The sequence below is a fragment of the Microbulbifer sp. SE14 genome, from assembly GCF_059834885.1.
In genome coordinates this window covers 30,134-43,479 of record NZ_JCBAJA010000001.1, presented here as the reverse complement: position 1 = coordinate 43,479, position 13,346 = coordinate 30,134, and the positions used below count along the sequence as shown (strand labels likewise).

Annotated in this window: 10 protein-coding genes; 5 read left to right on the top strand and 5 right to left on the bottom strand. The window is 63.3% G+C overall.

All coding sequences use genetic code 11. The features are described from left to right. Positions 1-3: 3 nt before the first annotated feature. Genes AC6R19_RS00165 through AC6R19_RS00150 form a run of 4 tightly spaced genes read right to left on the bottom strand, consistent with a single transcriptional unit; the run spans position 4 to position 6,237 of the window. Entirely contained in the window at positions 4-978 is a 975-nt protein-coding gene (locus AC6R19_RS00165) for an NAD(P)H-dependent flavin oxidoreductase (RefSeq protein ID WP_500577447.1), read from the bottom strand. A gap of 16 nt (positions 979-994) precedes the next feature. Further along, positions 995-3,097: a 3-hydroxyacyl-CoA dehydrogenase NAD-binding domain-containing protein gene (locus tag AC6R19_RS00160; RefSeq protein WP_500577446.1), complete on the bottom strand. Its 2,103-nt coding sequence runs from the start codon at positions 3,095-3,097 to the stop codon at positions 995-997. Between the two features lie 36 nt (positions 3,098-3,133). Further along, a complete protein-coding gene (locus AC6R19_RS00155; RefSeq protein WP_500577445.1) occupies positions 3,134-4,336 on the bottom strand; it encodes a 3-oxoadipyl-CoA thiolase in 1,203 nt (400 codons plus the stop codon). Between the two features lie 26 nt (positions 4,337-4,362). Beyond that, positions 4,363-6,237 (bottom strand): acyl-CoA synthetase, encoded by a 1,875-nt coding sequence (locus tag AC6R19_RS00150; RefSeq protein WP_500577444.1) that lies wholly within the window; start codon positions 6,235-6,237, stop codon positions 4,363-4,365. A 162-nt stretch (positions 6,238-6,399) separates the two neighbouring features. On the opposite strand from AC6R19_RS00150, the gene AC6R19_RS00145 reads away from it, so the two are divergent. From AC6R19_RS00145 to AC6R19_RS00125, 5 genes are all read left to right on the top strand, one after another. Continuing rightward, positions 6,400-7,551 carry an acyl-CoA dehydrogenase family protein gene (locus AC6R19_RS00145; protein WP_500577443.1) on the top strand — a complete coding sequence of 384 codons (1,152 nt, stop codon included), beginning with the start codon at positions 6,400-6,402 and terminating at the stop codon, positions 7,549-7,551. A gap of 32 nt (positions 7,552-7,583) precedes the next feature. Then, positions 7,584-8,783: an acyl-CoA dehydrogenase family protein gene (locus AC6R19_RS00140; RefSeq protein ID WP_500577442.1), complete on the top strand. Its 1,200-nt coding sequence runs from the start codon at positions 7,584-7,586 to the stop codon at positions 8,781-8,783. A gap of 14 nt (positions 8,784-8,797) precedes the next feature. Beyond that, positions 8,798-9,940, top strand: a complete 1,143-nt coding sequence (locus AC6R19_RS00135) for an acyl-CoA dehydrogenase family protein (protein WP_500577441.1) — start codon at positions 8,798-8,800, stop codon at positions 9,938-9,940. 12 nt (positions 9,941-9,952) lie between these two features. Continuing rightward, positions 9,953-11,599, top strand: coding sequence for an electron transfer flavoprotein-ubiquinone oxidoreductase (locus tag AC6R19_RS00130; RefSeq protein ID WP_500577440.1), 1,647 nt, complete (start codon positions 9,953-9,955; stop codon positions 11,597-11,599). An 85-nt stretch (positions 11,600-11,684) separates the two neighbouring features. After that, positions 11,685-12,380, top strand: coding sequence for an SDR family oxidoreductase (locus AC6R19_RS00125; RefSeq protein WP_500577439.1), 696 nt, complete (start codon positions 11,685-11,687; stop codon positions 12,378-12,380). A gap of 102 nt (positions 12,381-12,482) precedes the next feature. Here AC6R19_RS00125 and AC6R19_RS00120 read toward each other — a convergent pair whose 3' ends face one another. Continuing rightward, positions 12,483-13,241, bottom strand: a complete 759-nt coding sequence (locus AC6R19_RS00120) for an SDR family NAD(P)-dependent oxidoreductase (RefSeq protein ID WP_500577438.1) — start codon at positions 13,239-13,241, stop codon at positions 12,483-12,485. Positions 13,242-13,346: the final 105 nt, after the last annotated feature.

The following is a 13,346-nucleotide window of genomic DNA, read 5'->3' as shown; positions in this document are numbered from 1 at the left end:
GCGCTATTTCCCGATGGTCGGTTGCAGCCGGGCCACGGCCTGGCGGTATTCCTGTTCCAGCTGCGCGACGATTTCCCCCACCGGGGAGACATTGTCGATGGAACCGAGGCCCTGGCCGGCGCCCCAGATATCCCGCCAGGCCCTTGATTTGGAACTGCCGCCACTGCCGAACTGCATGCTGCTCTTGTCGCCGTCGGGCAGGTTTTCCGGGTCCAGGCCTGCCCGGGCGATGCTGGGTTTCAGGTAGTTGCCGTGCACGCCGGTAAACAGCGAGCTGTAGACGATATCCGCGGCGCTGTGCTCCACCAGCATCTGCTTGTATTCAGGGTCGGCGTTGGCCTCGTCGCTGGCGATAAAGCGGGTGCCCATATAGGCCAGGTCCGCGCCCAGGGCGCGGGCGGACAATATGGAAGCGCCGTTGGCGATGGCGCCGGACAGCAGCAGGGTGCCGTCGAACCACTGCCTGACCTCGCTGACCAGGGCGAAGGGGCTCAGGGTACCGGCGTGGCCGCCGGCCCCGGCGCACACCAGTATCAGGCCATCCACTCCGGCGGCGGCGGCCTTTCTGGCGTGGCGGACGTTGACCACGTCGTGAAACACCAGGCCGCCGTAGGCGTGGATGCGCTCCACCATCTGCGGGTCCAGGGCACGCAGGCTGGTGATAATGATGGGCACCCGGAACTGGATACAGGTCTCCAGGTCCCACTGCAGGCGATCGTTGCTCTGGTGCACTATCAGGTTGACCGCGTAGGGGGCGACCGCGGCATTGGGGTTTTCTGCCATAGCGCGATTCAACCCCGTATCGATCCTGTCCAGCCACTCCCGCAGCAGCGGCTGCGGGCGCGCATTCAGGGAGGGAAAGGAACCGACGATGCCGGCCCGGCACTGGGCGATCACCATCTCCGGGCTGGAAACGATAAACATCGGCGAGGCGACCACCGGCAGGCGCAGGTCTGACAATATTCCGGGCAGAGCCATGGTGCGGTCCTCCTGCTTACTGGTTTTCCCGTGCCCATTCGGCAAAGGTCTTGCCTGATTCAGCCAGCTCTTTCAGCAGCGGCGCCGGAGTCCAGTACGCCTCTCCGTGACGTTTACCGAACTCGACAATGGTGTCGTAGACTTTTTTCAGACCCAAAGTGTCGGCGTATTGCATGGGACCGCCGCGGTAGGCGGGGAAGCCGTAGCCGTAGACGTAGACCACATCGATATCGCTGGGGCGCTGTGCAATACCTTCCTCCAGGATTCTGGTGCCCTCGTTGATCAGCGCGAAAGTGAGGCGGTCGAGGATTTCGCTGTTATCGATCTCGCGACGGCTGACCCCCAGGGCCCTGGCCTGGGCTTCTATCACTTTGAGCACTTCCGGGTCACTGCTGCGCGCGCGGGTCTCCGGATCGTAGCGATAGTAGCCGGCACCGCTCTTCTGCCCCAGGCGGCCCATCTCCACCAGGGCGTCGGCGATGCAGTAGGTCTTGGGGTTGCCTTTCTGCTCGTCGGTCAGTCCCTGGCGGGCCTTGTATCCGATATCCAGTCCGGCCAGGTCGCCCACGGCCAGCGGGCCCATGGCCATGCCCCATTCCTGCATGACTCCGTCTATCTGCGCAGGTGTCGCGCCCTCGATCAGGCACAGCTGGGCCTCGCGGGCGTAGTGGCGCAGCATGCGGTTGCCGATAAAGCCGTAGCAGTTGCCGGCCAGCACGGGTATTTTTTTGATGGTCTTGGCGAGCGCCATGGCGGTGGCGATGACCTCGTCCGCGGTATTTTCGCCGCGCACCACTTCCAGCAGCTTCATCACATTGGCGGGGCTGAAGAAGTGCAGGCCGATCACATCCTGCGGACGTCCGGTGGCAGCGGCTATCTGGTCGACGTCCTGGTAGGAGGTGTTGGTGGCGAGTATGGCGCCTGTCTTGCAGACGCGGTCCAGCCGGGCAAAAATTTCCTTTTTCAGTTCCAGGTTTTCGAATACCGCCTCTATCAACAGGTCAGCATCGGCCAGGTCCGTATAGTCGGTGGTGCCGCGGATCAGTGACAGGCATTGCTCTTTCTGCGCCTCGCTGAGCTTGCCCTTTTTCACGGTAGTGGCGTAGTTTTTCTCGATGATGCCGAGGCCGCGGGCCAGGGCCTCGTCATTGATCTCGACCAGCGTCACCGGGATGCCGGCATTGGCAAAATTCATCGCAATGCCGCCGCCCATGGTGCCGCCGCCGATCACCGCCACCGATTCGATTTTTCTCTGCGGCGTGTCCTTGCCCAGGCCCACGACCTTGGCCGCCTCGCGCTCGGCGAAGAAAATATGGCGCAGCGCCGCGGACTGGCTCGACTGCAGGCACTCCAGGAACAGCTCGCGCTCCTTGGCGATGCCCTCGTCGAAGGGCAGGCTTGCCGCCGCCTCGATGCAGGCGACGATATGCTGCGGCGCTATCTGTCCGCGGGCGCGTGCGGCCAGCTTCTTGCGGAAGCCGTCGAAGAGTTCCGCCGGGGCCGCAGCCGGGTCAATGGCGATATCGCGCACGCGGCGCAGCGGCGCCTCTGCATTGACCAGTTCCCTGGCGTAGGCCAGGGCGCCGTCCAGCAGTTCGCCTTCCACGACCCGGTCGATCAGCTGCATTTCCACAGCTTTTTTCGCCGCAACCGGCGCACCGCTGGTGATCAATTCCAGCGCCGCCTCGACACCGGCCAGGCGCGGCGCCCGCTGGGTGCCGCCGGCGCCGGGCAGCAGGCCGAGTTTCACTTCCGGCAGGCCCACCTTGGCGGAGGTCAATGCGCATCGGTAGTGGCAGGCCAGGGCGACTTCGAAGCCGCCGCCGAGGGCGGTGCCGTGCAGGGCGGCGATCACCGGCTTGCTGGAGTTTTCGATCGCGGTGATGACCTCCGGCAGCGACGGCGCCGTGGGCGGCTTGCCGAACTCGCTGATATCGGCCCCGGCGATAAAGGTGCGGCCCTCGCACAGCAGCACCAGCGCCTCGGAGGCGTCGTTCTGGGCGTTTTCGATAGCGCCCTGAATGCCTTCCCGCAGCGCCTGCGACAGCGCGTTGACCGGCGGATTGTTCAGGCGGATAACGCCGATATTTTCGATCAGTTCGTAAGTGACAACAGACATGATTTTTTCCCGTTAATTATTCTTCGGCAGTGGTTGTTAAAGGCGCTCGATCACCACCGCAATCCCCTGGCCTATGCCGATACACATGGTGGCCAGCCCGTAGCGCCCACCGCTGCGCTCCAGCTGGCGCAGCGCGGTGTAAATAATGCGCGCGCCGGAGGCGCCCAGCGGGTGGCCCACGGCAATGGCACCACCGTTGGGATTGATGCGCGGGTCGTCGCTGTCGAGTTCCAGCAGCTTGAGGCAGCCCAGGGCCTGGGTGGCGAATGCCTCATTGAATTCCATGACATCCATGTCATCGAGGGTGAGGCCGGCGCGGGCCAGGGCCTTGCGGGTGGCGGGCACTGGGCCCAGGCCCATTACCCGCGGCTCGACGCCGGCAATGGCACCGGCGATGATACGCGCGCGCGGTGCTATGCCGGCGGCCTTGCCGGCCTGCTCGCTGCCAATCAGCAGTGCGGCTGCGCCGTCGTTGATGCCGGACGCGTTACCCGCGGTCACCACACCGCCTTCGAACAGGTTGCGGAGCCTGGACAGGGCGGCCATATCGGTGCCGGGACGCGGGTGTTCGTCGGCGTCCACGAGTACCGGAGGTTTCTTGCGGCCGGCGGACACTTCAAGCGGAATGATCTCTTCGGCAAAGAATCCGTCCCGGAGCGCGGCCTCGTATTTTTCCTGGGAGGCCGCGGCGAAGCGGTCACTTTCCTCGCGGGTAATGCCGAGGTCTGCGGCGATGTTGTCCGCCGTCTCGGGCATGCTGTGGCCGCCGAACTGCGCGACTATGTCCGGGTTCGTAAAGCGCGCGCCCATGGTGGTGTCGGCCATCACCTGATTGCGGTCGAAGGGGCTGTTCGCCTTGGAGACCACCAGCGGCGCGCGGCTCATGGATTCCACACCACCGGCAACGAACAGTTCGCCGTTGCCGGTCTGCACGCAGCGCGCGGCATCGAGGGTGGCTGCGAGGCCGGAACCGCACAGGCGGTTCACGGTGAGGCCGCCGCATTCGAGCGGCAGGCCAGCGAGCAGGCTGGCAAAGCGGGCGACGTTGCGACTGTCTTCGCCGGCCTGGTTGGTGCTGCCGGCGATCACGTCCTCATACAATTCCGGGGCAAAGCTGTTGCGCTCGACGAGGGTTTTGATCACGTGGGCGAGCAGGTTGTCCGGGCGCACACCCGAGAGGCAGCCGCCGTGGCGGCCGAAGGCGCTGCGGCCGCCGTCGTATATAAATGCTTGTGACATGGGTGATTTCTCCTTCCCGGAATAAGTCAGTCTTGGAATTCGAGCGCCAGCGGAAAGCCGCGCAACAGTTTTTCGGCCCGCGGGCGCAGGTCGGTCCTGGCCAGTGCAACCGAGGCAACCAGGCCGCGCTGTTGGTCGTGCCACGCGCATACCCGCGCTTCGATATCCGCGTTTTGCAGTGTCGCCCCGAGTGCGAATTCAGTGGCGCGGTTGCGCAGCTCGGGCTTGAACACCTTGCCCACCGCGGTCAGCGGCATCTCCTCGATGATTTCGATGCGCTTGGGCACCGCGGCGCGTTCGGAAATGTGTTCGCGGCAGTATTCCAGCAGCGCTTCCCCGGTCACATTTGCTGCGGAAAGTGTCACGAAGGCAACCGGCAGTTCCCCCACTTCAGCGTCCGGCTGGCCAATGGCCACGGCCATGGCCACCGCCGGATGACGGCACAGAGGATCTTCTATCAGTGCGGGGTCAATATTGTGGCCGCCGCGGATAATCAGGTCCTTGGCGCGGCCGGTGAGGGTCAGGTTGCCGGCGGCGTCGAGAAATCCCAGATCGCCGGTATTGAACCAACGGTGCTCCACCCAGACTTTGTCGTTGTCAGTGGGGTTGAGGTAGCCGGCAAAAATATGCGGGCCGCGCACCAGCACGCTGCCCACTTCGCCGGCGTCGCAGCTGCGGCGGATGCGGTTGCCGTCCAGGTCGGCCACTTTAATTTCCATATATGGCAGGCGCATGCCCACGCTGCCTGCCGGTACCTCGCAGCCGCCAAACGGTCGGTTCAGAATGCCGGTGGATTCGGTCATGCCGTAGCCATTGATGACCGGTACCCGGAATTTCTTTTCGAAGGCCGCCTTGAGACCCAGCGGCAGCGGCGCGGAGCCGCTGGTGATGTCTTGCAGGCAACGGATGTCCTCGCCATCCGCCGACACCTTCAGCAGGAGCGCCAGCACCGTGGGAACTGTGGCAAAACCCTTGATCTGGAATCGCGCCACATGGTGCCAGCAGTTCTGGATGACATTGGGATTGCGGAACCCGGTGGCGGTCATCATCAGCAGGCTGCGGCCGGCGAAGAGGGCGGCCATGCCCGCAGGTACGGTGCCGTAGATATGGAACAGGGGCAGTGCCGCCAAAGTGGTGAAACGCCCCTTTTCGGCGGTGCGTTCGGCATAGCTCTGGGCTACGAAGGCAATATTGCCGTGGGTCAGGCGGGCCACCTTGGGGCGGCCGGTAGTGCCTCCGGTGTGGAAATAGGCCGCGATGTCTTCGGCGCGAAACTGGCGGTTGCTCACCAGTCGATCTGCGGGTTGACCGGACAGGGCCTCGTTCAGGTCGGTCACCTGCAGCGCTCCACATTCCGGCAGCGGGGCTGTGTTGTCGCGGCGCACCAGTATCAGGTGCTCCAGCCCCGGGGCCAGTGTGCCGATGTGCTGGACTTTCTGCCACATCTCCGCGCTGTCTTCCGGACCGGGCGCCACCAGCGCCCTTGCACCGGTGGTATTGATGATCTCGGCGATATGCTCCGGTTCCAGCATCGGGTTGATGGGGCTGGCAATGCCCGCCGCCTGGCTGCCCCACAGGGCGATATGGGTCTGGGGAATCATCGGCAGCAGTATGGCCACCGCGTCTTCCACACCGAGGCCGAGTGCGTGTAGCAGGTTGGCCATCTGCTGCACCCGACCCAGCAGTTGGCGATAGCTGATATGAACGGGCTCTTCGTCGCGCACTGCCGTGGGCAGGTAGGACAGCGCGGGGTCATCGCCGAATTTCCGCGCGGCGTGGCTCAGCAGTTCGTAACTGGACTGCCAGGGATAGCGCTGCCGCAAGGGCACCGCCTCGAATCGCTCCAGATCCTCCCGTGTGAGCAGCGATGCCCCAGATAGGTGGTCAGTTCTAGCTTCCAATTTTCTCCCTCCTTTGCCCTTATTCGGTACGGATTGTTATTATTTTGACGTTAGTGTTCCGCTCTGCGGTATGTCATGCTATTGTTATCGCATCTGGAGAATTTTTCAATAGGCATAAATGGCAAGTGCACGCCTGCTGGCGTGTGCCCAGGGGAGGAGAAGGTGATTCGAGACGGGGAGATACTGCAGCAACTGCTGGATACCATCGCCCGCTTCGTGCGCGAGCGACTGGTACCGGCGGAAGCGCGGGTCGCGGAGGAAGATGCGATTCCGGAAGAGATCATCGCCGAAATGCGCGAAATGGGCCTGTTCGGACTGACGATTCCCGAGGAGTTCGGCGGCCTGGGGCTCACCATGGAAGAGGAAGCCCTGGTGGCGATGGAGCTGGGGCGCACTTCGCCGGCCTTCCGCTCGCTGATCGGTACCAATAACGGTATCGGCTCCGCGGCCATCGTCTTAGACGGCACCGAGGCGCAGAAGACCAGGTACTTGCCGCGTTACGCGTCCGGCGAGCTGATCGGCTCCTTTTGCCTGACCGAGCCGGACGTCGGCTCCGATGCAGCCTCGGTAAAAACCAGCGCCCGTCGCGATGGCGACTTCTATGTACTGAATGGCACCAAGCGGTTTATCACCAATGCACCCCGCGCCGGTACTTTTACCGTGATGGCGCGAACCAACCCGGATATCCCCGGTGCCCGTGGGGTATCGGCATTTATCGTCGACGCGGGCACGCCAGGTGTTTCCCTCGGCGCGAAGGACAAGAAGATGGGCCAGGCGGGCTCCTATACCTGCGATGTGATCTTCGACGATGTGCGGGTGCCGGCGGCAAACCTGATCGGCGGCAAAGAGGGCGAGGGCTTTATCACCTCGATGAAGGTGCTGGACCGCGGCCGCCTGCATATCTCCGCGCTCTCCGTCGGCACCGCCGAGCGGCTGATCGACGATGCGCTCAATTACGCCGTGGAGCGCAAACAGTTCGGCGTGCCCATCGCCGAACACCAGATGATCCAGGCCATGCTGGCGGACTCGCGCACCGAGGCCTACGCAGCCAAATGTATGGTGCTGGACGCTGCGCGCCGGCGCGATGCCGGTGAACGCAGCAGCACCGAGGCCTCCTGCTGCAAACTCTTCGCGACGGAAATGGTCGGCCGGGTGGCAGACCGCGCGGTGCAGATCCACGGCGGTTCCGGTTATATCTCCGAGTACGCGGTGGAGCGCTTCTACCGCGACGTGCGCCTGTTCCGCCTCTACGAGGGCACTTCGGAAATCCAGCGCATGGTGATTGCGCGGAATATGGTCAGGGAAGTTTCTTAACGGACATCTCTAGCGAGTGATGGGAGAAAACAATGAATATCGATTTTACTGAAGAAGAACTGTCCTTCCGCGAGGAGGTGCGCAGCTTCCTGAAGGAAAAACTGCCGGAGGATATCAGTGAGAAGACGCTGAAGGGCCTGCACATGGAGAAGGAGGATTATGTGCGCTGGCAGAAAATCCTGCACGCGCAGGGCTGGGCCGGTGTCAACTGGCCGGTGGAGTACGGAGGCACCGGCTGGACGCCGACACAGAAATACATCTGGGCCAACGAGTGCGCCACCGCCGGCGCGCCGGACGTGATTCCCTTCGGCCTGAAAATGGTCGCGCCGGTGATCTACAGCTACGGCTCCGAGGAGCAGAAACAGCGCTTCCTGCCGGATATCCTCGCCAGCAACGTCTGGTGGTGCCAGGGCTACTCCGAGCCCAACGCCGGTTCCGACCTGGCCGCGCTGAAAACCACCGCGGTGCGCGACGGCGACCACTATGTGGTCAACGGCACCAAGACCTGGACCACCCTGGGTCACTACGCCGACTGGATCTTTTGTCTGGTGCGCACCGGCGGCCCGGAAGTGAAGAACCAGGAGGCGATCAGCTTCCTGTTGATCGATATGGATGACCCGGGCATCACCGTCTCGCCGATCATCACCCTGGAGGGACACCGGGAAGTGAACGAGGTGCACTTCGACAATGTGCGGGTACCGGTGGCAAACCGCATCGGCGAGGAGGGCAAGGGCTGGACCTACGCCAAGGTGCTGCTGACCCACGAGCGCACCGGCATCGCGCGGGTGGCGCAGTCCAAGCAGCGCCTGAAGCAACTCAAGGAACTTGCCGCGGAGACCGCCGACGGCGCGGGCAGCCTGCTGCAGAACAGCGCCTTCGCGCAGAAGCTGGCCGAGGTGGAGTTGGAGCTGCTGGCCCTGGAGTACACCGAGCTGCGCACCCTGGCCTCGGTCAGCACCGGCAAGGCGCCGGGACCCGAGTCCTCGATCCTGAAGATCAAGGGCAGCGAGGTGGCGCAGCTGATCGACGAACTCTTTGTGGAAGTGGCCGGCAACTATAGCCTGCCCTTCGTCAGGGAACAGTTTATGGACGGCTTCGACGGCGAACCCGTGGGCCCGGGTACCGCGGCCAACGCAGCGCCGCGCTACTTCAACAACCGCAAGGCGTCCATCTACGGCGGCAGTAACGAAGTCCAGAAAAACATTATCTGCAAGGCCGTACTGGGCCTGTAAGGGAAGGGTGTATTATGAATTTTTCCTACAGCGAAGAACAGCAGATGCTGCAGGACAGCGTCGGCAAATTTATCCAGCAGGACTACGACTTCGACAGCCGCAGAAGAATCATTGAAAGCCCGCAGGGCTTCAGCAGCGAGCACTGGCAGCTGTTCGCAGAGCTGGGCTGGCTGATGGTGCCCTTCAGCGAGGAGGACGGCGGCCTGGGCGGCTCCGCCACCGACCTGATGGTGGTTATGGAGGAGTTTGGCAAGGGCATGCTGGTGGAGCCGTTTCTCGCCAGCGCGGTGCTGGCCGGCGGCCTGGTTGCTGAATGCGGCAATGACAGCCAGAAGGAGGAGCTGCTTGCCGGCATTATGCAGGGGCAGTTGCAGCTGGCCTTCGCTTTCGCCGAGCCGCAGAGCCGCTACGAGCTGAACAATGTGGCCACCACCGCCGACCGCAGCGGCGACCGGTATATCGTCAGCGGGCAGAAATCCGTGGTGTTGAACGGCGAGGCGGCGGACCAGCTGCTGGTGGCGGTGCGCACCGGCGGCGCACGGCGCGACCGCGACGGCATCAGCCTGCTGCTGATCGATGCCAGTGCCGAGGGCGTCAGCCGCCGCGGCTACGCCACCGTCGACGGCCGGCGCGCCGCGGAAATCAGTTTCGACAGGGTTGCGGTGCCCGCGGCCTGTCTGCTCGGGGAGGAGGGCGTGGCCCTGGCGGCGATAGAGAAGATCGTCGACCGCGCCACCCTGGCGGTCTGCGCCGAGGCGGTGGGGGCCATGTCAGTGACCCTGCAGAAAACCGTCGAGTACGCCAGGACCCGCAAGCAGTTCGGCGTGCCCATCGCAAAATTCCAGGCGCTGCAGCACCGCATGGCAGACATGTTTATCGAGTGCGAGCAGGCCAGATCCATCCTGTATATGGCGGCCATGCAGCTGGACGCCAACGACGGCGTAGCGCCGAAGGCCGTGTCCGCGGCCAAGTGCCGTATAGGCGTGGCGGCGCGCAAGGTGGGCCAGGAGGCGGTGCAGCTACACGGCGGCATCGGCGTCACCGACGAGCTGGATGTGGGCCACTTCTTCAAGCGGCTGACGACTTTCCAGTTTCAGTTCGGCAGCACCGATTGGCACAAGCTGCGCTTTATGCAGAACGAACCCTCCGCGGACTGATTTGGGGGAGACATGCAACGGGAATCCATGCAATACGACGTGGTGGTAGTGGGCGGCGGCCCGTCCGGCCTCTCCACCGCGGTCCGTATCAAACAGCTTGCGGCGGAGCGCGGCGAGGAGATCAGTGTCTGCCTGGTGGAAAAGGCGGCGGAAATCGGCGGACATATTATATCCGGCGCGGTGTTCGAGCCCCGCGCCTTGAACGAGCTGTTCCCCGACTGGCGGGAGATGGGCGCACCGCTTTCCACCGAAGTGACGCACGACAAAATACTGCTGCTGCGCGATGATAAAAAATCGCTGAGGGTGCCCGGATCCTTGGCGCCGCACACAATGCACAACAGCGGCAACTATATCATCTCGCTCGGCAACCTGTGCCGCTGGCTTGGCGAGCAGGCGGAGAGCCTGGGTGTGGAGATCTATCCCGGCTTCGCCGCCGCCGAAGTCCTCTACAGCGAAGAGGGTGCGGTGAAGGGTGTTGCCACCGGCGATATGGGCGTAAGCCGATCCGGAGAGCAGAAGGGCGGTTATATGCCGGGTATCGAGCTGCACGCGAAATACACGGTATTTGCCGAGGGCTGCCGCGGCCATCTGGGCAAGGAGCTGATCGCACACTTCGAACTGGACGAGGGGCGCGAGCCGCAGCACTACGGCCTGGGTATCAAGGAGGTCTGGGAAATAGATCCCGAGCGGCACCAACAGGGCCTTGTGGTGCACAGCGCCGGCTGGCCCCTGTCCGAGAGCAAATCCCACGGCGGTGGTTTCCTGTACCACCTGGAAAACAACCGCGTGGCGCTGGGCCTGATTACCGACCTGGGCTACGAGAATCCCCATGTGTCGCCCTTCGACGAATTCCAGCGCTACAAGCAGCACCCGGCGATCCGCAAATACCTGCAGGGCGGCCGACGCCTGGCCTATGGTGCGCGCGCCATCGCCAAGGGCGGCATACAGTCGCTGCCCAGAATGAGCATGCCCGGGGCGCTGCTGGTCGGCTGTGATGCGGGCACCCTGAACTTCGCCAAGATCAAGGGCTCGCACACGGCGATGAAGTCCGGCATGGTGGCCGCCGAAATAATCGTCGATGCGCTGGCGCAGGGTAGAGGCGGTGACGAGCTGCCGTTCGACGCGGCTTTCCGCAACAGCTGGGCCTATCGTGAGCTGTACGCGCAGCGCAACTTCGGCCCGGCCCAGCACAAATTCGGCAATATACTCGGTTCCGCCTATGCGTTCGTGGACCTGAACCTGTTCCGCGGCAGACTGCCCTGGACCCTGGGCGATCCGCAGCCGGACTATGCGCGACTGAAACCGGCGAGGGAGTGTGCGGAGATCGACTACCCGAAGCCGGACAACAAGATCAGTTTCGACAAGCTCTCCTCGGTGTTCCTGTCCAACACCAATCACGAGGAGGACCAGCCGGTACATCTGCGCCTCTGGAATGCCGATGTTCCTCTGGGGGAAAACCTGTCCCTGTATGACGAGCCGGCCCAGCGCTACTGCCCGGCGGGGGTGTACGAAATTATCGAGGATGAGGGTGAGCCGCGCTTCCAGATCAATGCGCAGAACTGTGTGCACTGCAAGACCTGCGATATCAAGGACCCTTCCCAGAATATTACCTGGGTGGTGCCCGAAGGTGGCGGTGGCCCCAACTATCCCGATATGTAGGCTCGGAGAGTAATTCGCCGGTCAGGAATTTCCATCGGCTTTGCTATTATCGCTGAGGTGATAAACAAACCGACGGAGATTCCTCATGCCCGGTACCATTCTGATTACCGGCAGCAACCGCGGCATAGGCCTGGAAATGAGCCGCCAGTTCGCCGCTGACGGCTGGCGGGTACTGGCCTGCTGCCGGGACCTGCCCAATGCGACGGAGCTGCGCGCGTTGCGCGAGCGGTACCCGAACCTGCGCCTGTTCCAGCTGGATGTGACCGACTACGACCATATGGCGACCCTGGCCCGGGCCCTGGAGGGCGAACCGATCGATATCCTGCTGAATAACGCCGGCTACTACGGCCCCAAGGGCGTGGGGTTCGGCCATGTGGATCTGGACGAGTGGCGCCGGGTGCTGGAGGCCAACACCATAGCGCCCTATATGATGGCGCAGACCTTCGCTGGCAATGTCGCCGCCAGCGAGCGCAAGGTCATTGCGGTGGTCAGCAGCAAGGTGGGCAGTATCGCCGACAATACGTCTGGCGGTGGCTATATCTACCGCTCCTCCAAGACGGCGGTGAACCAGGTGGTGAAGAGCCTGTCGATCGACCTGCACGAGCGCGGTATCAGCGTGATAGCACTGCACCCGGGCTGGGTGCAGACCGAGATGGGCGGGCCCAATGCATTGATCTCGACGGAGGAGAGTGTGGCGGGTTTGAAGAAGGTGCTGCTGGATACCAATCTGGAAAACAGCGGCCGCTTTGTCAATTACGACGGCAGCGAGATTCCCTGGTAGGAGCGGCCGTTGGCCGCGATCAGTGGTGGTTGATATCACCGATCGATCGCGGCCAACGGCGGACGCCCCGCCGTTCCTATACGCGAAATAACCTTCCCTGAATTACAGGAACATACCACCGGACGCCTCGATCCGCTGGGCGTTGATCCAGCGATTCTCCTCCGACAGCAGCGAGGCGATAACACCGCCGATATCCTCCGGCAGGCCCACCCGCCCCAGCGCCGTCTGTGAGGCGATAAACGCATTCACCTCGTGGTTGTCGCGCACCAGGCCATCGCCGAAGTCGGTCTCGATGGCGCCCGGCGCGACCACGTTCACCGCGATGCCGCGTTCGCCCAGCTCCTTGGCCATATAGCGGCTCAGTACCTCGATGGCACCCTTCATCGCCGCATAGGCGGAGTAGCCGGGCAGGGAGAAGCGCGCCAGTCCGCTGGACAGGTTGACGATGCGCCCGCCGTCGGCGATCAGTGGCAACAGCCTCTGGGTCAGGAAGAAAACACCCTTGAAGTGGATGTTCATTAACTGGTCGAACTGCTCTTCGCTGGTCTCCGCGAAGGGCACGTGGTGGCCGATGCCGGCGTTATTCACCAGGTAGTCGAACCGGTCGCGCTGCCAGCGGGACTGCAGCAGTTGGCGCAGCCCCTCGGCGAACCCGGCGAAGCCGGCGGAATCGCCGGTATCCAGCTGCAGGGCGGCGGCGCGGGCGCCGCGCCGCTCGATTTCGGCGACCACTTTGTTGGCGTCCGCCTTGCGGCTGTGGAAGGTCAGGATCACGTCCACGCCCTTGTCCGCCAGTTGCAGGGCGGTGTTGTGGCCCAGTCCGCGGCTGCCGCCGGTGATCAGTGCAATCTTCTGTTTCATGGTCAGCTCCCGTCGTTGGTGATGTCTTGATCGACGGGAGAGAGCTTATTGATCAGGATTAGTTAGATAAATGCATAAAATCTAACTAGACTGTTCGTATATTCT